The organism is Acidobacteriota bacterium, from assembly GCA_016700075.1.
Classification (GTDB): Bacteria; Acidobacteriota; Blastocatellia; order Pyrinomonadales; family Pyrinomonadaceae; genus OLB17.
On the sequence record CP065000.1, the window covers coordinates 1921902 to 1944448 of the forward strand.

The following is a 22547-nucleotide window of genomic DNA, read 5'->3' on the forward strand; positions in this document are numbered from 1 at the left end:
CGTCATCTCAAGCCAGTGGTTATCAGCAGATTTCTGCCGTCAAACACCACTCGCGGATAGCGGCTGCGGTCGCTCGGGTCGCCGTTCCATATCTTTGTGGCGATCACCTGCCCGTTGCGCCCCGATACGAACTTCACACGCCCATCAGGAGCCATTGTCACCACGACCTCGCGTTTGGCGCCCGGTGCGATCTTATTTCTTGGGTCGAAGCCCTCGGCCTCGGGAAAGATGTGAACCGCCTCGCCCGACCGGTTCTCAAGTATCGCGAGCACCGTCGCTCCAACGCCTGAAGTAGGCGGAGGTTTAGTGGTTTGAGTCGGTGTCGATGCTGTGCCGGACGCGGGGTAACCGCGCATTATTACGTGGCCTCGGCCGCCGCTGCCCGAATTCTGTGCCCATGTTTCCGGATCAGAATCGATGACAGTGTAGGTTCCGGCGGGCAGAGTGATGTTCGGCTTTACCGTCCAATAAGCGTTAACAACCCCGCCCTGACCGGGGCTGCCGGCAGCTCGCCACGGCCCGTAGGTCCTGCCGTCGCTGCTCCGAACTGCGATCGTTCCCGGTTGGGTCGTGCCGCGCGCGTTATTCCAGTGATAGGTGATCAGTGAAGTGATCACATAGGGACGGTTCAGCGTGAACTGCGTTGGCGCGGTCGGTTTGTTATAGACGGCGTAAATATTGCCGTTGTTGAATATTTCGGAATCGCCGCCTGCGGGCGGTTTCGGCGGTGCCGAAGGCGGCGGCTTCGGTGTGGGTGTCGCTCCGGGCAGTTTTATCGTTCCAACGCTGGGTATCTTTACTTCGCTCGGTATCTCCCAGCCTTTCTTTGGCGTCGGCGTCGGTTTAGGTGTGCTGCCGCTGTTCTGCGTCGAACGTCCCGTTCCCGAGCCTATCAGCGTTACGCCGCGAAGTACGAATCCAGGTGCATGCCCCGCCCATTTCTGAGTGTTGGTCTCGACGTAATCGAACCTGATCCTACGGACAACCGTTGTCCTTTCGAGCGGAAAGACCGCCAAGAACCTATTGTCTCCTATGTCTAGAGCATCGACACGCCGATGCTTGGGCCCTACGCCATAATTCCATTCGCTGCTGTGAACGCCGGCCTTGATGTCGAAGGTCTTTGTCCCCGAATCGGTTGTGAGTGTCATCCTGGCTATGGTCGCACCCTGTTCAAGATACGTTGCGTCGTCGAGATTTGTGACGATAGCTATTTGAGTGGCGTTAAACACCCGTGGCACATCGAGTTGAATGACGCGGCGATTCTCATCCGTGCTCTTTAGCCGTATCCACGATGCATCATCTATCTGAATTTCCTTAGCCATTCGCGGCGAGCCTTTCTTGCCGCCCACCGGTGTCAGGTCGATAGGATAGAAATTCGATGCCGCGGTCGTGGTAGTCGTTCTGCCGGGTGTCGGTGCCGGCGTTGGCGTACGTATAGGCGTCGGCGTTACTTTTGGAATGGTGCCGTCGATCTGCGTTTGTTTGCCCCTTACGATGCGTCCCTGCCATTGCTGCGTCTTGGGAGGCCCGCCCGGAGGACATCGGTAAGTTTCACTGCCCTTGATCGTATCGTCGGCTGCTATTACGCCTTCATAAACTGCCGTGCAAAGCATCGGGCCGGCTGTATCATTTCGAACGATCTGGACCTTATTTCCGCTGTGAGTGATCGTCAAAACCGCAACTGCTCCATTATTCCAACGTGCATCCCAGGTGAACGTAGTTCCTCGACGAACCCAGCGGCCCGGAATTCCCCCTTCGGTCACGGTCCATTCACTTCCGAGCCGGTCGGTTCCCGAGTCCGGAGTTCTTGCCGGCGTTGGGGTCGGGGTAGGACGCGGTGTACGGGCAGGAGTAGCGGCCGGTGTCGGTTTCGGGGTCGCGACAGGTGTTGGCCGCGGTGTCGGCGTCATTCTGGGCGTCGGCGTCGGTTTCGGCGTAGGAGCAAGAGCGACCTTCAGCCGGTCGCGATTTGCGACCGCGACAGCATTGCTCGGATCCGCCTGAACCGCTTTCTCGTAATCCGCCAGCGCACTGCGACGGTCGTTCCCTGCCTCACGGCATTCGCCGCGGCCGTTGTAGGCTTCACTGCTATTCGGCTGCAGCGATATCGCTTTGTCGAAATCGGGGATCGCCTTTATACAATCGTTATTGGCTTCATGAGCCAAGCCTCGCGCAGTGTATGCTGCGGCATTTGTCGGCTGCATATTTATGAGCCGCGTCAATGCGTCGATCGCGCCCGGCCAGTTCCGGTTAGCACCGTGAATTCGTATGATGGCGGTCAAGGCCTCTACGTTACGCGGATCGATCGCGATGATGGAATTGTAATCAGCGACCGCACCGTTGCTGTCGCCGGCCTTTTCACGGGTCTCGGCCCGCTTCTGATGCCATTCCTTGTTACCGGGCTTTAGTTCTATCGCCTTGTCGAGGTCTTTCAGAGCACCGGCAACATCGTTCTTTGCGAGCTTTGAATTTGCACGCTTGATGTAAGTTTCGGCGTTATTCGGGTCCGACTTTATAGCAGTGTCGTATTCTTTGATCGCGTCGTTGTGGCGGCCTGCCTGTTGGTGCTCGTCACCCTTTGCCTTTGATTCGTCAGCCTTCGCTCCTTTTTCGCCGCGTGCCATCCGATCAGCGATCATGTCACGATATTTCTTAGCGTCAGCGTGTGCGGGGAAGATACCCAAGACCTCGTCAGCCATCTTTTGGCCGGCTTCGAGCTGCTTCTTGTCATATTTGGGATTTTCCGCCGCCTGTTTTACTTGCGGCATCAATGCATTCACGCGGTCGCGTTTCTTGAGTGCCTCGTTCTTTAGATTCTCATAATATTTCGGTTCGGGATCGATCTCAGGATTCCAGTAAGCATTGAAGTTGACCCAAAGCTGATCGAGATCCTTCAGGGCTCCGTCAATGTCGCCGGCGTTGTATTTCGCCTCGCCCTGTTTCAGCACGCCGCGGACGCGTTCCTTTTCGTTCTCGTGCGAGCGTGCGAAATCCTCATAACCTTTCACGGTCTGCTCTGTGGCGGGTATTAGTTTGTAAGTCGTGCGGATCTCACTACACAGCTGCAGTGCTTTCTTGAAATCCTTTTTCTGATTTGCCTCGTTGATCGCCGCCACGGCGTCGCCCACGCCCTTTTGATAAGCATTCGTCTTTTCGTTGAGTTCCTTTTCGGCTTCGACAACAGGCGGATAGAGATTGTGCAGATTTTTCGCAACCGTCAGTTCCTTTGCTGCGTCATTAAATGCCTGTTTCGTTATCAGGTCCTTTACCTTTCCTAACTGTGTCTGAATGGTCGTTCGATCTTTTTTCCATTTTGTGGAAAGGTTTTTGGCTTCGGTGTTCTTGGGAGCAGCGACGACGACCTGATCGATCATTGTGATGCCCTCGTCAAGTTGTCCTTTGGCGACGAGTGCCTTCGCCTCAGCCAGTTTCTCCGTGGTCCCGCCCAAGTTTTTCGCCTTGTCGAGCTCTGCCTGCGAAACGGTAACGGAGAAGGTTCCCATTCCGCGTCCGATCTCGAGCCCGTCCTTGTTCTTGACGATGACCGTGGCTTCGCCGCCGCCGACCTGGCTGCGCGTAACACGTATCTGCTGTGAAATGCTGTTCCCGACAATGTGTGTATCCTCATTCACGCTCCATTCATATCGGGCATCTTCGACCGTCGGCGTCACTTCTGCCTTGATCCCGACGTATTGATGGACGGCGATCTCCTTTTCGAGTGTGACCAGTCCAACGCCCGGCTTCCAGACCTGCGGTTTCTGCCCTTCAGCACCGAGAATGACCACATTTACGGTTGCGGGATCTGCGGTGAATGTCGCCGTCTGCTGACCGAGGTCGTCGCCGACGCCCGGAGCACGCGCGTTCACTGTGATGGTGATGGGTTTCGTGGCCTGTGGGATGAATGTTATCTCAGAACTATCCTGCGACTGTCCCATCAATTTTCCGGGAGCACCGACATCCCAGCGAAAATCGATCTCTTTAAGGTCAGGCACATTGGTCGTGACCTTTGCTTTTATCTCGGAACCGACGATCCCTTTCTGCGGCGTCAACGTCAGTTTGAGTTCAGGCTTTCCGACCTCGATCTCGATCTGATCGGATTCGCCGACCGTTGTCAGCGTTTCTCCTTCTCGTGTGTGTGCAACGGCCCATACCTTTGACGTGCCCATTTTGTTGAATGTCACTCTTGTAGATGATGCGTTGCCGCCGTTGTATTCGAACGGTGCGAACAGCAGCTCGGGATGCGGCTGCCACAGTAAATAGAAATTTCCGCGTGCGGGCTTGCCGCCGGACATCACTGTCGCCTTGAAATTGCGGTTGCCGCCGAAGGTGACCTTATTGTCAGTTTCGACCATCTCGATCTTGACGGTCATTGCTTCAACAACAACGGAACAAGATGCTGTTGCGGTGTTGCCTTCGTCGTCAGAGACCGTCACGGAGATCGGATAGGTTCCGGGCTGCCGCGAATTTGCGAATGTAAAGTTGTTCTCTTTTGCCGATCCGTTACCTGTCCATGTGACCTTGTGCGGCTGGATGCCGCCTTCGGCCAAAGCGGTGAAATTCACCGTTTCACCAAGCTGCACCTTGATCGGGCATTTCTCTTTGTCGAGTTTCAGCGTCAGCGGCCGCATGTGCTTGCGGTTCTCTTCGCGGCGGATCTTATCGGCTTTCTCGGGGTCATACGTTCCTTTGCCGTAAACGCCTTCCCAACAAGACTGTGAACACTCGTTCGGTGCGCCGAAACTATGACGCCGCGTACATCCGAAAGCTCCTGCACCGCCGAAACACGGCCCTGAACTGTCGCACTCGGGTTTGGACTTATTCTCAGGATCCCACCAAACGCCGATATGTCCGGCCCAGCCCGAATAGCATCGGCACAGGCAGTTCATGTATTGGGACTTCAGTTCCGCTTCGCTCGGTCCCGAGGGCGTCGGTTTGACGGTCGGCGACTGCGTCGGTGCTACTCTCGGCGTTGCGGTCGCTGTGGGCGTCGGTGACGGGGTGGGTGAACGTTGCGGCGTTGGCGACACGGTCGGCGTAGGTGTCGGCGTCGGACTCGGCTTTTCGTCGCCTTGCACATCGATCTGAAAAGGTATCTCGCGCACATACACCCTTGTTAGGTAGCCCTTCGCCGAAAGAACATCGCTGGCGATCGTATTTATGTTGATAGTGAGTGTGTAAACAAGCTTGGCGGTATAGGTTCCGGGCTTTGAAAATGTGAAGACCCGGGAAAGATGTTCCTGGTTAAAGATCGGCCGTCCGGGCAAAAAGTAGCTTTCATCATAGGAAATCTCCTGACTGCCCAACGACCAGCGGTATGTATGATCCACTGAAACCGCTACCAATTTTTCCTCGCCGCCAAGGATCCGCAGCGCATTCACGTACTTGTCGATGAGAGCCGACTCGGCAGCGCCGCTGCCTGAAAAGACCGCCCGTGCCTCTGCATCTGCCGTTCCGTTTCGCAGAACGACCGGTTCAGGATAGATGTTTCGGATCACCTGAATGTTCTGCATCCGTTCGTCGATCGACAGTAGTGATTCGGCAGCATCGCCGATCATGTCTGCCCTTTTGTTCTGCCATTTACCGACAACCTGGGGAGAACACCTAGCGATGAGCTTTTTCGCGACTTCCTCATCAACCTTTTTGGTCACCTCTCCCGGCAGTTCCCGGCTCGCGGCCTCGCGCGCATGCTGTTCAACGATTTTGATAATGTCTTCCTTTTCCGTATACGTTTGGGCGAGAGCGGCTATATTCGTCTCGCTTTTCTGGTCGGTGGTCAATCTCTCTCTGCCCTTGACCTCGTATATTCCTGCAATGAGGTCTTCACAGTCCTGATAGCTTGCGACCAGCGAATAGCCCGCATCTTTTGCGTCTTCGATGATCGACGAGACTATCAAAGCCAATAACCCCGCGGGCAAGCTGGCCATGAATCCGGCGTCCACAAGCATGCTCTGGAATGCCATTTCGTAGTCGCCGGCCTTTAGATCACCGGCAACCTGCTTGACTTGTATGAACACCATGAACGCCATGAATGCGTTCAATAAGGTTCCCCACGGGACCCGTGAACTTGCGTTTGAAAGGGCACGCTTTACGCGCGCCCATTTTCCCGTTCCCTCCTCCAACATTTCTTGCAGTATCTTTAGATCGCGCGGATTTGAGCTTTCAGCGAACTTTTTGAGAAGCTGCGAGTCCATCTTTGCCTGAGCGATCGCACCGTCCAGAGCCTGACGTGTTCCGGGTTTTATTAGCTCACGTTTCAGACCTTCCAGGTCATCGCCAAACTCGTCGAATGTTCTAATGAGGTCATCCAGATACGTCGCCTTTTCCATCCGGGCAAGATCACGCGATTTTTTTAGTGAATCACGGAGTCTATGCAGGTTCTTGCGAACGGTCTTGGCATCATACTTTTTGAGAGCATCATCGATCTTGTCGGCAAACTGCGATGCAGTATTTGCAGAACCGCCAATGGTATAAACGCCCCTCGTTTCACCGAGCGGCAGCAGATCTGCAAATCCCGAATTGACCCTGTTTCCGTTCTTCCAAAAAACGCGTCCACTGGTCGCCTCGTAGGTGTCGCGAAAGGCCTTCGACCCCTTGCCCCACAAGCCCTCAGCCTGGGCTCCGCCAAGATTTGGATTCATCCGCAGATTTTTTAGCTTTTGAAGTGCCTCCTCTGCGTCATCAATACCCTCCAAGACGACCTCGGGCGGATAGAGGTTTATTGACCTCAGAACGTCGTCTGCTTGATTGCCGAACTTTGCCCGAACCTGCCGTTCAATATCCCCGCGAACGGACCTCCATTGCGCGACCGCCCTGGCCTCATCAACATTGTCCATTACTAGTCGCAGATCGTGATCGGATGTCCCGCCCGTCAGCGGATCGTTGTATTTTCCACCCGTTATCCACGAACCTACTCCGACCACCTTTGCTCCGCTCTTATTGACCGTTTCGATGACGATGAGTGCGACCTCGCGTCGGGTCCCGCTCATGCCCGCAAGCATGTTTCGTGTGGCTGCATCCAAGAGCTCTTCCTGTGCGGGTGCCTCAGGGAAGGACGCAACTCCCACTGTAAATGTTGAGGGGCTCGGGTCAGAAACAATCGCTGATGTGTCATAGACAGGCACGACGAATACGTTCCGAGGAAGGGTATTGCCTATCGCGGACCATACTAGGCCTGCGATCACTATCAACGATACTGAGAAATTGCGGATCTTTGAGTTGGTTTGCATTGCGGTTCACCATCCATAGCAGGATTATGATCAGAATTGGCGGGGACGTTCTGCTCAATTCCGGTCCGCCCTCAATAAACTGCAAGCGTTGTGCCTATTCACGGTCGTATTCGACACGCGAAAAAGGCTGGAAATCACGCGTATTGCGGGAGATCCACCGCACGAGGTTTGTTAGAAGTGAGAAAAAGTCGTCCTTGCCGCGAAATTTTTCGCAGTGGCCTATTCTGTTCGGAGTTGATTGGTCTTATTGCCCTAGAATAATGAACGGAACGATCTGTGATCTTGAGTGGCCGATCACGATCTAACTGCAAGATGAAGGGTGTGCCACGGGCCTTCGGCTATCTGTTCGAAAGCCGGCGATGCAACGAAAAGATCGTTGTGCATCGGATTGGTGTATATGACGTAAAATTCGCGGGGCGATGTCTTCAGTGAACGCTCGAAATTGGCAATGACGCGTTCGAAAACCTCGCGGTCGAATGGATTGAACAGATAGCAGATCAGCGGTGTGTCCGGCAGTTCAAAGGCAGCGGCATCCTCGCAAACTGACGAAATATCGAAACATTTTTGATCCGGCGAACGAAATTTTGTGATGTTAGCTTCTGCTATTTCGTGAAGCTCGCGGGCAAATTCGACGCCGATGATGCGTTTGAAAGGCTTTTCTGACGCCAGAAATAGGGCTCGTCCCATTCCCGAACCGAGGTCGATGAACGTAAATTGGGACAGATCAAGGTCGAGGCCATCCATGATCTGGCGGAAATAATTCGGTTCAGTACCTGAATAATTGCCTCCGCGGCTGGCATTCGGGCTCTCGATATCGAGATCCTCAAGGTGAATTTCCGGGGCGGTATGCACGCCGTGGCGCATGTCATAAAGCCGCCCTTTTAACACGTTCAGACGGACGCCGACCTTCTTATAGATCGAAGTATTGCGTATCCTGTCGCGTAAAGATATACCCATTTTCCTTAGACAAAAGGAAGAAAAGACCTGAATTTTCGATTTTTGAACCTAGTTCAATGATATGCGGAGTGCGGTTGAGGAACAATGCAACGAAAACGAATGCAGAAAAACGCGTGTTTTTGGAGGTCAGAAGTTCTTGCTGGCGATGTCCGTAAACAGCACGCTTACAAAAAGAATGACGAGTTCAAGAACTACACCGACTATCGTCAATATCGGCACCGCGATCAACCCGGCGACGTAGCCTTTGAACTCGCGTTTGATCAAAAAACCGGCCACAAAGAACGCCGCCGCGGCCATCGCGATAACATTCGCCACCGAAAGGATCGTGTACGCCGATACCCCATAGGTCGCATCCGAACCGTGAAATCCGTTCAACGCCACCAGAAGCATTATGAACAGGAAAGCTGCCGACCCCGCAACAGCGATCAAGGTGAGAAATGCCGATACGATCTTTGCGGTCATAGATGTCGATACTGTATGTACGGATGCGGTTCGAATGCAGTTTATCAGAGCATAAACTATGCGGCAATCGACTTCTGCGTGGCCTCGGCGATCTCTTTTAACATTTTATTTCGTCCGGTCACCAGATCACGAAGGTGCCGTTCAAGAATTAGTTTATCAACTAATCGACCCAAAATACCGAACGGCGAGGTCCATATGACGGTGTCGCGCATCAGTGTTACGCCACTGGTTTCGCTGAATTCGTGAGTGTGTTTGAACGAGCGGAACTTTCCCTCGATCATCTCGTCAACGAACAGATTCGGCCGATCGCATGCAGTGACCTCGACCGTCAGCCGCTGCCGCATTCCGAAATGCGTGCCTTCGAACGTAACGGTCTGACCCAAGCCGATCATTCCGCTCGTCACACCGGCGACCGCTTTTTCGTTTGTATGAGCCGTCGTTTGAGTGTGAAGCCTGACGTCACGCATCAGATCGAAACAAACCTCGGCAGGTGCGTTGATACGAGTTTCGAGCGTTAATGTAGTCATACACAATAGTTTGCCGCCACAAACTCCGCGTTCTCAGATAGCGACGATGTATTTTCTCAATTGACCTCAATCGGCAAACGCTACGGTCAGTTCTTTGAGTTTCATCGAATCGCTTTGATCGAGCGCGTCTATGTTTTCGCGGTTGATGTAGTTGTAGAGGATGTCGCGTTGCTGCGGGCGGTAGCCGGCCTCGCGGATCTGGTAGCGGAGGTCTTTTTCGTTCGCTTCGTTGTGGGCGCCGGCGGCGGAGACGACATTTTCCTCGATCATGATGGAGCCCATGTCGTCCGCACCGAAGCGCAGAGCAGCCTGGCCGAGGCGAATGCCTTGGGTGAGCCACGACGACTGAATGTGCTGGATATTGTCTAGAAACAATCGCGATACGGCGAGCATCTTTAGATAATCGACGCCGGTCGGTTCCTCAGTGATCTTGCGGCCCAAGGCGGTGTTCTCACGCTGAAAGGTCCACGGGATGAACGCGGTGAATTCGCCGTAGTTCGGGTCAATCGCCTTGGCGGCAAGGGCCTCGTCCTGCACCTGGCGGATGCGTTCGAGATGTCGAACGCGATGCTCGATGCGGTCGCCGATCCCGAACATCATCGTTGCGGTCGAGATCAACCCGACCTTATGAACTGCACGCATCACATCGAGCCATTCCTGCGTAGTGCATTTGGTCGAGACGCGTTTTCTGACCTCGTCGTCCAAGATCTCGCCGCCGCCGCCGGGCATTGAATTGAGGCCTGCGGCTTTTAAACGGCGAAGTATCGTCTCGTAATCGAGCTTTGAGATCAGCGAAATATTGTGTATCTCCGGCGGCGAAAAACAGTGAAGCTGAAAATCGGGATATTTTGCGTGCAGCGTGCTCAGCAGGTCTTCATACCACTCAATATTAAAGTCTGGATGCAGCCCGCCCTGCATCAGCACGCCCGTGCCGCCGAGCGCGATGGTCTCGTCGATGCGTGTGCAGATCTCGTCGATCGAATGCACGTAGGTCTCCGGTTTGCCCGGCCGACGATAGAATGCGCAGAAGGTGCAGACCACGTTGCAAACGTTCGTGTAATTGATGTTGCGGTCGATTATGTATGTCACGACCGCGGGGTCGTTCTTTCGGTTGCGGATCTCGTCGGCGGCAAGGCCAATGCGGACAAAATCATTCGATTCGAGCAATGCGGCGCAGTCGTCGGATGTCAGACGTTCGCCCGCTAGTGCTCTATCAAGTATCGGCTGTATGTTCGGGGTCATTTCGTTTCTCAAGTGAATTTTAGCAAAATCAATGTTGAAAGGTGAGGTAACCGCACTTGGCTGCAGCAAAACCTATCAAATTCAAAACAAAGCTGGTCAGGACATTTCCGGAATCCGGCTGGATATATCTCGAGGTCGATCGTAAGATCGCCGAGAAATTCCCGACCGACGGCAAGACCCGCCGTGTAGTATGTTCGATAAACAGCGGCGAGCCGTTTCAATGCGCTCTGATGCCGTGGGGCGGCATTTTCTACATCATCGTCAACAAAAAGCGTCGCGATGCGCTCGGCATCGAGGTGGGTGAAACCGTGACGGTCGAGCTGACGCAGGACGATAGCAAGTACGGGATGCCGATGCCTGAGGAATTTGAAGAAGTGCTGAAACAGGACCCCGACGGCGACCGTCTGTTTCACGCTCTCACGCCCGGCAAACAGAGGTCGCTTATTTATCTGATCAGCAACGTGAAAGACATCGACAAACGCATCCATCAAGCCCTGATCGTAGTCGAACACCTGAAAGAGAACGGCAAGATAATCGACAAAGCTCTGGTCGAGGAGCTGAAACGGCCGCTTTTCTAGCTTTGCAGAAAATTAAGCTCTCTTCGGTTTGGGATCAGACCTTGCTTCTCCGCCAACTCGAAATACAGCTCCATTCCTGCGAGCATGGTTTCGTCGGGCGTGTAGCAGATGTTGTTCCGCAGATAATCAGCCATATCGGCAATAGACAGTCCGGTCGATGCGGCATAATTCGCAGCGATGGCGTCGATGTTTGCAACGCCTTCGTCGCGTGCAGCGGCGAGGTCGAGCGGCACGCCCGAACGCCGCGTCATCCACATCGCGAAAATGAAACCGAGCCCTGTGTAACGATGCCAAAGCTCGGCGAGGTCGAACGTCCGCAATGTTAAACCGTCTGCTGCCGCAGGTGGTTCTGACAAAGCAAGCGCCGGATCGCCGATGATCAATGCCGCATCGGACGTCGAGAGCATCGCGTCGATATCAGGTGCGGCGTCGAGCCATTCGGGTTCAAAACCGAGGAATTCGCGAAAGATGATCTTCGTCAGCACAACAGAAGTTCGTGACGAGGTGTCCAGGGCGACCGAGCGGACGTCCACAAGTTCGCGTCCGTCCGTAACCAAACAAACACTTCGTACGCTTTCCCTCGCTCCGACGCAAACGCCCCGTACGATTCGCACATCATCCAAAAACTGCGAAACAATAACAGGCACAAGGGCCGCATCGACGCGATCCTCGGCGAGCAGCTCTGCAGAACGCGACGGCGCATTGTCCAGGATCACCTCCGCCGTACCGCGGCCGCTGCCGTAGAGAAAACTCCAGATCAGCGGTGCAGTATTCGAATAGCTGGATGCGGAAATACGGATCATTGACCTTAGTCTGCGGCAAAGTTCGTCGTGCGTCAAAATAGGGCCCGAAGCCTTTCGGCCTCGGGCCCCTCGAACCTCATTGATGTGTAAAAACCCCTTCCTTATTCAATACCAATGAGGTCAAGCTCGTTGACGTGGTCGCTGACATTAACGGCGTGCGGCATGAAACGGAACCTGCGGTGTTTCGCTTCGATCACGTAAGTCTCGCCGACGGGTACACCCTCGAATCGGTAGTATCCGAACGAATTCGAAACCGCCGTCCGCACCGTTCCCGCAGTGTCAGTCAGCGTTAGACGGGCATTGATAATGCCGCGGTCTGTACCGTCCAGAACACGTCCGCTGACCGAAACTCCCGCTGCCGTCGGCGTCAGGTATGCGATCGCGAAAGGCGAAAGCGACGTCATTCCCGTAGCACAGCGGACAGGATATGTGTTGCCTAACAGCGTGCGGTCGACCCACTGACCGTTCTCCAGATGCAGTATCCGCATGCCGTTGTATTCGGGCGGCGTGAATGCAGGCAGATTAAAGCATACCGTCGGCTGGCCCGTGTATTCGGCACTCGTCGCGATGTCATACGTCAGGCCCATCGACAGATACGGCAGCGGCGGCAGGCCGTTCAGGGCAATCGGGATCTCGTGCAGTTGCCCTGCCGTCGTTACGGACGGGAAACTGACCGCCGCATCGCCCACAAAGATGTATGCACTCGCTTCTGTCCTAGCGGCCAAACCGCCGGAAGCCGGTGCAGGAACCTGCTTCAGTTTGCCGGCAAAACCGGCACGAACTATTCGCTGTATCTCCGCCTCGGTCAGTTGCCGGTCATAGACAGTGACCTCGTCCAGATCTCCGTCATAAAACTCGTTGCTGCCCGCGGGTGTCGAGGATCCTACAAACATACTGCCCGTTGGAACGGAGGCGTAGATGCGGAACATTGACGCTTCATAGTTGCCGTCGACGTAAATCCTGGCATAATGGTCACTCTGCGAATAGGTCAGTGCGATGTGGCGCCATTGTCCGTCAGCAATGTTTGTAGTTCCGCAGACGTCGCCTCCGCCCCAGTTTCCTATGCAGGCCTTATCGTTGATGAACATCGGGTAAAACGCTCCGGAAGTGCTGAACCCGCCATAAAAGAACGGCATCCTAGCGTTGAATGTCGGTCTTGCCCAAAACTCGACCGTACGCGACGCGTCACCGAATGGCATTCCGCTGTCCGTCGCCCAGAAATACACCTGATCGGCTCGGCGGAAACGAAAGCCCTGTCCGACCTTGCCGACGATAAATCCGACGCCGTTGACGTCATTCAGCGGAGCAAAGAACGGCGAGAAGTTCTTAAGGTCGCCGTCGCCGCTCCACCAGCGGACGATGCCGTCAGGCGGTGAGGTCGCGGTCGGTTTGCACCAACCCAAACCGCTGCCGGCCGCGATCTCAGCGATCTCTGCTGCCGACAGGGCCCGGTCATAGAATGAGATCTCGTCCATCTTACCGGCTAAAGATGACCCGCCGAAATTTGTAGTGAAACCGAAACGCATTGGATTTGACGTAGAGCTGACACCGAATCGAGGCGACGATCCTTCAAGAACTCCATTTACGTATAGTCGTGCCTCGGTCGTTGTCGCTGTCAGGGCAACATGATGCCACATATTCGGTGGCGCGATGACGTCAGTTACAATGTTGAAATCCCATCCGTTTATGCCGGATACCTTTATCCGCCCCGCTCCATAACGGATATCCCAGCCCTGCCCGGCATCGGGATTGGATTTGCCGATCAAATATGCATCCGCAACGGGTGTACCGTATGAGTAGAACCAGAATTCATTTGTAAATGGCTGGTTGCCGGGATTGAAAAAATCACCTCCGACCTCAACATAAGAGCCCGCTCCATTGAACTCGAAAGCTCCTATGCCGTATTTGCCGTCGGTATATTGAGCACCGCTATACAGCCCGGCGTCATGCCCGCCGCGGATATCTCTCGCACCCTGATCACCCGGCCACAGAGCTGTCATGCCTACCGGCACCGGAGCGCAAGTTCCGCATTTGCCGGATGAGCCTGCCTGATAGATCGCGAATACTTCTGCACCGGAAAGAGCACGATTGTAGAGCGTCGGCTCATCGATCTGGCCTTTCCACTTTGATCCGCCCGGACGGCTGCCGATGGTGATGCCGTTGGTGTCGAGTACCGTGTTAAGGGTTTTCGGGGCGCTGGCGTCGAGGCCTCCGTTCAGATATAGCCTGACTGTCGCACCGTCGTAAGTGACCGCTGTGTGGTACCACGTATCAGGCTGCAGAAGGGTCCCTCCAGCAAGGTCGTTACCGTGGCCGTAGAAATAAATTCGACCGGGAGAATTGCCGGATGTGATGAGTCCAAACATCTGGCTCGTGTTTGCCGTGCCGTATTGGAACAGGGCCGACTCGGTGTTTACAGAAAGATCAACGGGGGTTCTGAACCAAAATTCCACCGACCGCGGCTGTGCTCCGACGGGAAGCGACGAGGTTGGCTGCACCCGCACGAAATCGTCAATGCCGTCGAGCTCGAATGCTTTGCCGACAACGCCCGCCGAGAACGTCGCTCCGTTTTGCAGCACGCCATTGTTCAGGTTCATTACGTCCCACGCGTTGTCATCAGCCCGCCACCAACTGACCATGCCGGCCGGAGCGTCAATGCAAGACGGCGTAGGCGTCGCGGTAGGAGTGGCCGTCGGCGTAGCCGTAGCGGTTGCCGTAGGCGTAGGTTCTGGCGTGGGCGTCGGAGAAGGCAATGCACAAACACCCAACAGGAGCGCGAGGTCGTTCGACGACGCATTTGCCGAAACAATGTCCTGAACACCGTCACCGTTGAGGTCACCGACAGCCAGTCCGTACGGCAATGTGCCGACGGCCACCAGTACTGCGGCGCCAAAACCGCCGAGCCCGTCACCTTTCAATATTGAGACCTGACCCGAAAGGTGGTCTGATGTCACCAGCTCCTGAGCTCCGTCGCGGTCAAAGTCTCCCGCCGCGATGGTCACTGGCGTCGAACCGACCGAATAGTGTGAGGGCGCCGCCAAGATCCCGGTTCCGTTTCCGAGCATTACCGATACCTGATCGGCTGCAACATTTGGAACAGCGACATCCTGGTTCCCGTCGTTATTCAGATCGGCGACAATTATGAAGTGCGGATTGGACAGTCCGCCGTAGGTCGCCGGCGAAGCAAACCCGCCGAGGCCGTTTCCCAAAACTAACGAAACCGAATTCCCTGCAAAATTTGCAGAAGCGATATCCTTGTTCCCGTCTCCGTTGAGATCGCCTATCGCTATCGAGATCGGGTTGGTGCCGGTCGGGAAGCTGACTGATGCCGGAAACGTTCCTGTTCCGTTGCCGAGTAGTATGGAAACACTGTTCGAGTCCACATTCGCGGCCGCAATATCGAGCAGACCGTCGTTGTTGAGGTCAGCGATCGCCACAGAACGCGGCGCGTTTTCGACAGAATAATTTACTGCCGAAGCAAAACTGCCGGCCCCGTTGTTCATTAGTACAGAAACGGTATGCGAATTAAGATTTGCCGTGACGATATCCGCATGTCCATCACCATTAAGGTCGCCGACCGCGACTGCCATCGGGCTATTTCCAACCGTAAATGCCGCGGAGCCCGGGAATGTTCCTGTTCCGCTGCCCGCCCAAACCAATAGCAGGTTGGGCGATGCGGTCATCGCAACGTCTTGATGGCCGTCATTGTTAAAGTCTCCTAGAGCTGCAGCGGTAGGTGATGCCCCAAGCGGAAATTGGCCGGCGGGCTGGAAGCCAATGGTATTGCACGCTTGCCCTGAACTTACCGTCAGTTGAAATGTCTTTGTTGCAGTTCCGCCGAGACCGAACGCTTTTACGGTTATCGGATAGACGCCCGCGGGATGAGCATTTGTCACGCGAACCGCACCCGTCGAGTTGTCCACGGTAAGCTGTCCGCGGAAGTTCGTCGGGGCAAATACTGTTATCCTCGTTATTCCCGTCGGCACTGCGTCGGGTGTAACAACGGCGTTGCCGCTTAATGCTACCGACGAGTCAGCGTAGTCGCCTAGAGTTGCTACAGGCTTGCATTTACCTGCGCTGCCGGCGGCGTAGATCGCATTCACCTCTGCTGCGGTCAATTCTCTCTGAAAGAACTCGACCTCGTCGATCAGGCCCTGAAAATTATGGTTTGGCCAGCTCGGATCGGACGTGCCGATGGTGAACGGCGTGTCGGTCGCGGCAAGCACAGGCGGCGGCCCCTCTACGGTTATAACCTGCTCAACCCCGTTCACGAATATCTTGTAACCGACGCCGTGGGTAATGACCGCGGCGACGTGTGTCCATTGCCCGACCGAAACCTTTCCTGGATCTGTCCACGCTGATATTCCGGAAAATGTACTCGGAATGACAAGCACCTTTCCGTCCCCTGTTATCCACATCCCGTAACTTCGCTGTCCAATAGACTCTTCGCTTTTCGCCAGCACGGCATTGAACGTGTTGCTCAGGCTTGCCGGCTTGATCCACGCGTCAAATGAGATCGCGTTGCCGGGCTGCAGAGACGCCGAGTCGTTGACCTGAACTCGATGGGAAGAGTTTGTAAAGCTGAACGCCCGGCCGACCATTCCGTCCGCGAAACCGGCTCCATTCACTAAAGTACCGTTGTTATTTCCGAGCAGATCATCGGCCGTATCATCACCTGTCCACCACGATGTCATCTGCGGCGGGGCAGGCGTGCATTGCAGCATTGCTTCGCGATCGGCCGCTTCGCCAGCTATTGATCCCCAATTCTGAAACAAAAAGGCAGTGCCGGAAGCGGCAGCTGCCAAGAACGAGATAAACATGATCGCTGAAACCAAGGGAGGGATCAGCCGTGTGCGTCCGTCAGCAATTTTTCGCATCATTTCCTTAGAACCTCCTCTCCGCCGTTCATGCCGGGTGATCGTGAGAGGGCAAACGGTAAGAACGTGCTGTCAATCGGCCAGGGCACATAGACAATTACCCTTGCGCTTAACTTTGAATGAGCATTAGCTGTGCCGTTGGCCCAAATTTTGGTTAACTATTGATACAGAGATATTTACGCGGTTTGCGGTGGAAATTGATCCGCCTCGATATGCATTTAAGTGTGGATTTTTTCACGGTCAAAGCCGCATTTCGGTGGGTTTTGACGATTTCGCCTAGCGTTTGACGCGGAGTATTATTGACGTTATGAAGATCTACGACGTTACCGTGACGATCAGCGAAACGGTACCTATCTACCGCGGCGATCCGGGTGTGGAACTTAATTCGTTCAAGGCAATTGCCCGCGGCAATTCAGCGAATGTGACAGAGATGTCATTTGGCGTGCACACCGCGACTCACATCGACGCTCCGAATCACTTCATCGACGGAACAAAGCGCGTTCACGAAATTGACCCGCAAAAACTCATCGGTCCCTGCCGCGTCATAGAGATACCGAGCCATGTCATCGAGATCGAGCCCGAACATGTGGGTGACCTGAACGGTGTCGAACGCGTCATCTTTAAAACGCGAAATTCCGAATTTTGGGCGACACCGGAGGACGGATTCCGTTCGGATTTCACCTATATCACGCCGGCGACCGCCGATCTGCTCGTCGAAAACGGCATCGTTTTGGTCGGCATCGATTATCTTTCCATAGAAAAAAGCGGCGGCGAAACAAAACCCGTCCACACGACGCTGCTCGGTAATGAGGTCGTCATTCTGGAGGGCGTCGATCTGCGTGCTGTTCCGCCCGGCGACTACGAGATATTCTGCGGCCCGCTGAAATACGACGGTGCGACAGGCGACGGTGCCCCGGCGAGGACATTTCTGAGAGAACTCCTATGAACCCGAACGAGCCTCGATACCGCGAACGAGTCTACGATCTTGTAAAACAGATCCCGGCGGGCCGTGTGATGACGTACGGACAGATCGCCGCAATTTTGGGCGAGGGTTACACGCCGCGGACGGTCGGCTTTGTGATGCACGGCGCCGACACGGAAAATGTGCCGTGGCAGCGAGTGATCAATTCGCAAGGGAAATGTTCGACCGGGAAAATGACAATTCCTGTGAATCTGCAGCAGTCAATGCTGGAACAGGAAGGTGTGGTATTTGATTCGAAAGAACGCTGCGATCTTGGCCGGTATCTATGGCATCCCGAAGGCATGGATACGGAAGGTGACGATCAGATCAGTCTATTCTCGTAATGGGCACTTTGCTCTAACGTCCCCACTTCAGTTTATTCCTGAGGACATCGAAATAGTTCCTGTTCGGCGGTTGGACGAGTTTCAGCATAGTACCGCTTTTGCGGATCTTTACACGATCACCGGAGTGCATCGCATAGCCGTTCTGGCCGTCGAGCGTCAGGACGACGCCTTCGTTCTCGTTATCCAAAACTAGTTCTATTTCTGCACTGTCGGGAATGACGATCGGGCGGTTCGTGAGAGTAAAGGGGCAGATCGGCGTCAGGACGACGGCATTCATCGAAGGATAGATTATCGGGCCGCCCGCGGAAAGATTGTACGCGGTCGAGCCCGTCGGAGTCGAAACGATCAGCCCGTCAGCACGAAACGAATTTACGAAAAGTCCGTTCAGGCTCACATCTATCTCGATGATGCGTGCAACGGCGGCCTTGTTGATGACGACGTCGTTCAATACGCGGCCGTCGGCGAGCTTTTGGTCGCCTCGCCACAGCTCCGCACGCAGCATAACGCGGCTATCGATGTCGTATTCACCGGCAAAGACCGCCTCAATGCCCGAGTGCATTTCTTCGATACGGAAATCGGTCAGATAGCCCAGACCGCCGTAATTGATGCCCATAACAAGTACGTCTGCATCGGCAGCAATTCGGGCCGCTGAGATCATCGTGCCGTCGCCGCCGAGGACAACGATCAGTTCCCCATCACTAAATTCTGCCTCGTCAGCCTCCTGCGACCCGGCAGTCAACGGACCGCGAACCTGCATAACATCCATATTGGTCAACCATGCCGCCAATTCGCGTGCGGTCGCCGCGGCCTCGCCGTCACCGGGCTTTACGATTATGGTTACTGCAGTGATCTGGGCTGTTTCCATCGGCTGATATACGGGTTAATCATCAATTAATTACCGTCATTTCGCAAGTTTTATTCCGACGGCATTGTCGTATCTGTTGGTAATTTGCCAAAGCGCTTTGCTAGAATCATAGTTTGCCCATATTTTCGGCAAAATGAACTTTATTCCGTAGGTGTACTGTAAATGCTAAAGTTTTTCACACGTCTCGAAAGGACGCGCAATTTCGTTCTTCTGCTTTTTGCCGTGGTCATGGTCGGCAGTCTTGTGCTCTTTTATGCGCCGAACCCGAACACGGCGTTGGCTAATCTCGCCGCCAGCGAAGAGACCGCGGCAAAGGTCGCGGGCTATACGATCACGGTCGGCGAGATAGCTCGGCAGAAAGAGAATTTCGAGCGCTTCAGCCGCGGCCAGAGCTATCCGGCAAAGACCATTCTCGAAAGCCTGATCTCGAGCCGTATCACGCGTGCCGAGGCGGCGCGACTCGGGCTGACGGCAAGCGATGCCGAAGTTGCCGCAAAGATCCGCGAGGACTTTAAACCTGAGGACGGAAAGCCCTTCGATCAGGCTCGTTACGAGCAGAACATTACGGAGCAGTTCGGCAGCATCTCGATGTACGAGCAGAGCGTCCGCGACAGTTTGAGCTCAAGAAAGCTTGAGGCGTTCGTCACGTCAGGCGTTACCGTTTCGGAAGAGGCCGTTCTGGAGGAATTCAACCGCCGCAACACGAAATTCGACCTTGTCTATGTTTCGATCAATCCGTCGGAACTGGCGAAGGGTATCACACCTACTGATGCCGAATTACGGGAATACTTTGAAAAGAACAAGGCGAGCTATTACATCAACGTTCCGCAGAAAAAGATCAAATATATCTTCGTGAATACGAACAAGATCGGTGAAAAGCTGCAGCTGCCGGAAGCAGACCTGCGTGCGGAATATGATGCACTGCCCGCCGATAAGAAGATCTCCGGCGTGAACGGCCAGCAGATAGTGCTTCGCGTCAACAGGCCCGATCAGGAAGGCGAAGTTTTTCAGCGTGCCAATGAGATCATCCAGCGGCTGAAAAAAGACGGTACAGAAGTGACGGAAGCCGGATTCGCGGATATCGCAAAAGGTTATTCCGAAGATCCCGCAACCGCGGCGGGCGGTGGAAAACTCAGCGGCCCGGTGCGTGAAAACCCTGCAAAGCCCGATGACCCGTACCAGAGGCTCTTGAAGATGAAGCCCGGCGAGGTCAGCGAACCTATTCTTTACCAGAGCCGCTATTTCATTCTCCGACGCGGTGAAGAGATACCGAAGACGTTTGAACAGGCCCGCAAAGAGATCGAGGTCAGCCTGAGAAACCGCCGAGCCTATACAGCGGCCGCGGAGCTTGCACAAAAGGTTGTTGACGCCCTGAAAGAGAACAAGGACATCAACAAGACGGCTCAGGATTTTGCGTCGCAGGCCAACATGAGCGTGGCCGAGATGATACGCGAGACCGGCTACGTAAAGCCGGGCGATGACGTGCCGGAGATCGGCACTTCGCCGCAGTTCGAAGAAGGCATCGCTCCTCTCGAAAACGTCGGCGACATCGGCGAACGCACACCGATACAGAACGGTTTTGCTATCCCGACGCTGGTCGATAAGAAAGAGCCGCGTGACGCAGAATTCGAAGAGGTCCGTTCAAAGGTCGTTGACGTAGTAAAACTTGATAAGGCCCGTGCTCAGATCGACGAGATCGCCAAGAAGATCGCACAAGGTGCAGGTACGGCGTCGGGCCTCAACTCGATCGCCTCGGCAAACGGCGTCACCGCAAAAGACCAGAAAGATTTCGTCCTCGGTTCACCTGTAGGCGAAGGGCCGACTGCGGGAACCAGCGAGGCACTTGAAAAGGCCATCTTTGCCATGAAGTCTGGCGACGTCATGAAAGATCCCGTAAAGATCGGTGACAATCAAATGATCGTCGGTGTGACAAAGCGTGAAGATCCGAAGAGTGAGGATTTCGCGACGCAGCGTTCGAGCATCATGGACCAGATGCTTGGCCGCAAACGTGCGACGCTATTCAACGACTATTTGGCCGCCGCACGTCAGAAACTTGAAACCGCCGGCAAGATCGTCATTTATGATGCCGCACTTGCTAAGATCGACGCAAAGGCTCAGCAGCTGCAGTCAGGGCTCAACTAATTACCGGACAGAATATACTTATAGAGCCGTCTTTCGCGACGGCCTTTTTTCTTTCCACATTTCTCTACACTCTCAACTCTCCTCTCTCAACTGCTTCACCACCATCCCAACAGCTTCCACCACAGCGGCCCGAGCGTTGACCAAATGGCGATGTTGATGACCGATGCGATCAGGCCGATCTTCCACCAGAGGCCTTGTTTGACATAGCCTGTGCCGAAATAGATAGGTGCGGGCGTCGTGCCGTAATGCGTCAACCCGGCGTTGAGGTTTGAGAAATACGCGAGCAGCAGCACAGCAAGCCCCGCCGGTGCTCCCGCGGCGGCAGTCACCGCGAGGAACGGTACGAACATCGCGAGTACATGTGCCGTGATCGAAGCGAATAGATAATGCGTGTAGAAATAGACAAGAGCGAGCAACGCCAACGCGACGACCCACGACATTCCCGTCGTATAACCGCCGACCGTATCTGCAAATAGTTTGGTCAGGCCCGTATTGCTCAGAGCGTTCGCCATATTTACGAGCCCGCCGTACCAGACGAAAACCGACCACGCATTCCGCTCGCCCATCAGGTCCGGCCAATCGATCACGCGGAATGCGAGCAGTGCACAGATGCCAGCCATCGCGACGATGGCCGTGTCAAGCGAGTGCAGGTGATCTTTTGTTGTCCAGGCGACGACGACCGAGACCAGCACCGCCAGCATCAGCCATTCCTTGCGTTTTACGGGGCCGAGCTTTTCAAGTTCGGCAGCAGCAAATTCGGCCGCCTCGGGCGTTTCTTTCACCTCGGGCGGCGATACGCGAAAGATCATCCACGGCACGAGTATCAACGAGACAATTGCGGGAACAATGGCCGCGGCGAACCAGCCTGCGTATCCGATCGTGACGCCGGCGTTCTTTTGAGCGAGGTCGGCGATGATGATGTTCGACGCCTGTCCCGTGATGAACGTCGCACAGATGATGACGTCCGCCTGATAGAGCAGCGACATCAGATACGTTCCCAGCCGTCCTGCGGTGCCGTCATCGGGCCGCGAATCATACGTTTCGCAGATGCTGCGTGCGATCGGCAGTATGACACCGCCGTTTCGTGCCGCGTTCGAAGGTATCATCGAAGCCAGCACGAGATCCGTCCCGATCAGCGCGTAGCTTAGGCCGACCGTCTTTCGCCCGATAGCTTTTATGAACAGCAGTGCGATGCGTCGGCCGAGGCCCGTATTTATCATCCCGACGGATAGAAAGAACGCCGCGAGAACAAGCCATACGACCGGCTCGGAATAACCTTTCAAAGCCTCGGCCGGCTTCAGTGCACCAAAAACAACGGTCGCGATCACGCCGACGAGAACCATCGCCGCACCGGGCAGCGGCTGCACTATCGAGCCGACGATGGTCGCGATGAAAACGGCAAAAAGCGTCCAGGCCTCGCGCGTAATTCCTTCTGGAATAGGAGCGAAAGCTATCGCAACGCCGACGCCGACCGTCACCAGCCAACGCCACAGTTTATTCACGATGTCGCCGCGTTTGGACATTTCCTTAGAAAAATAGGGCCATCTCCTAGGTCAAGAGACG

General features: G+C 54.9%; 13 protein-coding genes. 4 read left to right on the forward strand and 9 right to left on the reverse strand.

The annotated features are described in order from the left end of the window. Positions 1 to 2: 2 nt before the first annotated feature. The 5 genes from IPM50_08660 to mqnC all read right to left on the reverse strand — a co-directional run bounded on the left by IPM50_08660 (position 3) and on the right by mqnC (position 10414). Positions 3 to 7226, reverse strand: a complete 7224-nt coding sequence (locus IPM50_08660; GenBank protein QQS31757.1) for a tetratricopeptide repeat protein — start codon at positions 7224 to 7226, stop codon at positions 3 to 5. 294 nt (positions 7227 to 7520) lie between these two features. Then, positions 7521 to 8183: a class I SAM-dependent methyltransferase gene (locus tag IPM50_08665; protein ID QQS31758.1), complete on the reverse strand. Its 663-nt coding sequence runs from the start codon at positions 8181 to 8183 to the stop codon at positions 7521 to 7523. 126 nt (positions 8184 to 8309) lie between these two features. Continuing rightward, positions 8310 to 8645, reverse strand: a complete 336-nt coding sequence (locus tag IPM50_08670; GenBank protein ID QQS31759.1) for a hypothetical protein — start codon at positions 8643 to 8645, stop codon at positions 8310 to 8312. 56 nt (positions 8646 to 8701) lie between these two features. Further along, the gene (locus IPM50_08675; protein ID QQS31760.1) at positions 8702 to 9172 is read right to left on the reverse strand and encodes an SRPBCC family protein; all 471 of its coding nucleotides are present in this window, start codon (positions 9170 to 9172) and stop codon (positions 8702 to 8704) included. 66 nt (positions 9173 to 9238) lie between these two features. Next, entirely contained in the window at positions 9239 to 10414 is a 1176-nt protein-coding gene (gene mqnC / locus IPM50_08680) for a dehypoxanthine futalosine cyclase (GenBank protein ID QQS31761.1), read from the reverse strand. Positions 10415 to 10470: 56 nt separating this feature from the next. On the opposite strand from mqnC, the gene IPM50_08685 reads away from it, so the two are divergent. After that, positions 10471 to 10992 carry a DUF1905 domain-containing protein gene (locus IPM50_08685; GenBank protein ID QQS31762.1) on the forward strand — a complete coding sequence of 174 codons (522 nt, stop codon included), beginning with the start codon at positions 10471 to 10473 and terminating at the stop codon, positions 10990 to 10992. On the opposite strand, the gene IPM50_08690 is transcribed toward IPM50_08685, so the two are convergent. Both IPM50_08690 and IPM50_08695 read right to left on the reverse strand, forming a co-directional pair. Further along, complete coding sequence (locus tag IPM50_08690) at positions 10989 to 11795, reverse strand: menaquinone biosynthesis protein (protein ID QQS31763.1); 807 nt, start codon at positions 11793 to 11795, stop codon at positions 10989 to 10991. The genes IPM50_08685 and IPM50_08690 overlap by 4 nt on opposite strands. Before the next feature lie 101 nt (positions 11796 to 11896). Next, entirely contained in the window at positions 11897 to 16675 is a 4779-nt protein-coding gene (locus IPM50_08695; protein ID QQS31764.1) for a VCBS repeat-containing protein, read from the reverse strand. A gap of 304 nt (positions 16676 to 16979) precedes the next feature. Here IPM50_08695 and IPM50_08700 point away from each other — a divergent pair, with 304 nt between their 5' ends. Next, positions 16980 to 17618, forward strand: a complete 639-nt coding sequence (locus tag IPM50_08700; protein QQS31765.1) for a cyclase family protein — start codon at positions 16980 to 16982, stop codon at positions 17616 to 17618. Beyond that, entirely contained in the window at positions 17615 to 17977 is a 363-nt protein-coding gene (locus IPM50_08705) for an MGMT family protein (protein ID QQS31766.1), read from the forward strand. Before IPM50_08700 ends, IPM50_08705 begins: the two co-directional genes overlap by 4 nt. Positions 17978 to 17990: 13 nt before the next feature. Here the strand turns inward: IPM50_08705 and IPM50_08710 are convergent, their stop codons facing one another. Further along, positions 17991 to 18842, reverse strand: a complete 852-nt coding sequence (locus tag IPM50_08710) for an NAD(+)/NADH kinase (GenBank protein QQS31767.1) — start codon at positions 18840 to 18842, stop codon at positions 17991 to 17993. A 162-nt stretch (positions 18843 to 19004) separates the two neighbouring features. On the opposite strand from IPM50_08710, the gene IPM50_08715 reads away from it, so the two are divergent. Further along, a complete protein-coding gene (locus IPM50_08715) occupies positions 19005 to 20984 on the forward strand; it encodes a peptidyl-prolyl cis-trans isomerase (GenBank protein ID QQS31768.1) in 1980 nt (659 codons plus the stop codon). Between the two features lie 95 nt (positions 20985 to 21079). Here the strand turns inward: IPM50_08715 and IPM50_08720 are convergent, their stop codons facing one another. Continuing rightward, a complete protein-coding gene (locus IPM50_08720) occupies positions 21080 to 22507 on the reverse strand; it encodes a DASS family sodium-coupled anion symporter (GenBank protein ID QQS31769.1) in 1428 nt (475 codons plus the stop codon). Between the last annotated feature and the right edge of the window lie 40 nt (positions 22508 to 22547).

Excerpts from the sequence above, each read along its gene's own strand:
- IPM50_08665 (QQS31758.1), bottom strand. The coding sequence starts at position 8,183 with ATGGGTATATCTTTACGCGACAGGATACGCAATACTTCGATCTATAAG.
- IPM50_08710 (QQS31767.1), bottom strand. The coding sequence starts at position 18,842 with ATGGAAACAGCCCAGATCACTGCAGTAACCATAATCGTAAAGCCCGGT.
- IPM50_08720 (QQS31769.1), bottom strand. The coding sequence starts at position 22,507 with ATGTCCAAACGCGGCGACATCGTGAATAAACTGTGGCGTTGGCTGGTG.
- IPM50_08705 (QQS31766.1), top strand. The coding sequence starts at position 17,615 with ATGAACCCGAACGAGCCTCGATACCGCGAACGAGTCTACGATCTTGTA.
- IPM50_08700 (QQS31765.1), top strand. The coding sequence starts at position 16,980 with ATGAAGATCTACGACGTTACCGTGACGATCAGCGAAACGGTACCTATC.
- IPM50_08715 (QQS31768.1), top strand. The coding sequence starts at position 19,005 with ATGCTAAAGTTTTTCACACGTCTCGAAAGGACGCGCAATTTCGTTCTT.
- IPM50_08670 (QQS31759.1), bottom strand. The coding sequence starts at position 8,645 with ATGACCGCAAAGATCGTATCGGCATTTCTCACCTTGATCGCTGTTGCG.
- IPM50_08675 (QQS31760.1), bottom strand. The coding sequence starts at position 9,172 with ATGACTACATTAACGCTCGAAACTCGTATCAACGCACCTGCCGAGGTT.
- IPM50_08690 (QQS31763.1), bottom strand. The coding sequence starts at position 11,795 with ATGATCCGTATTTCCGCATCCAGCTATTCGAATACTGCACCGCTGATC.
- IPM50_08695 (QQS31764.1), bottom strand. The coding sequence starts at position 16,675 with ATGATGCGAAAAATTGCTGACGGACGCACACGGCTGATCCCTCCCTTG.
- mqnC (QQS31761.1), bottom strand. The coding sequence starts at position 10,414 with ATGACCCCGAACATACAGCCGATACTTGATAGAGCACTAGCGGGCGAA.
- IPM50_08660 (QQS31757.1), bottom strand. The coding sequence starts at position 7,226 with ATGCAAACCAACTCAAAGATCCGCAATTTCTCAGTATCGTTGATAGTG.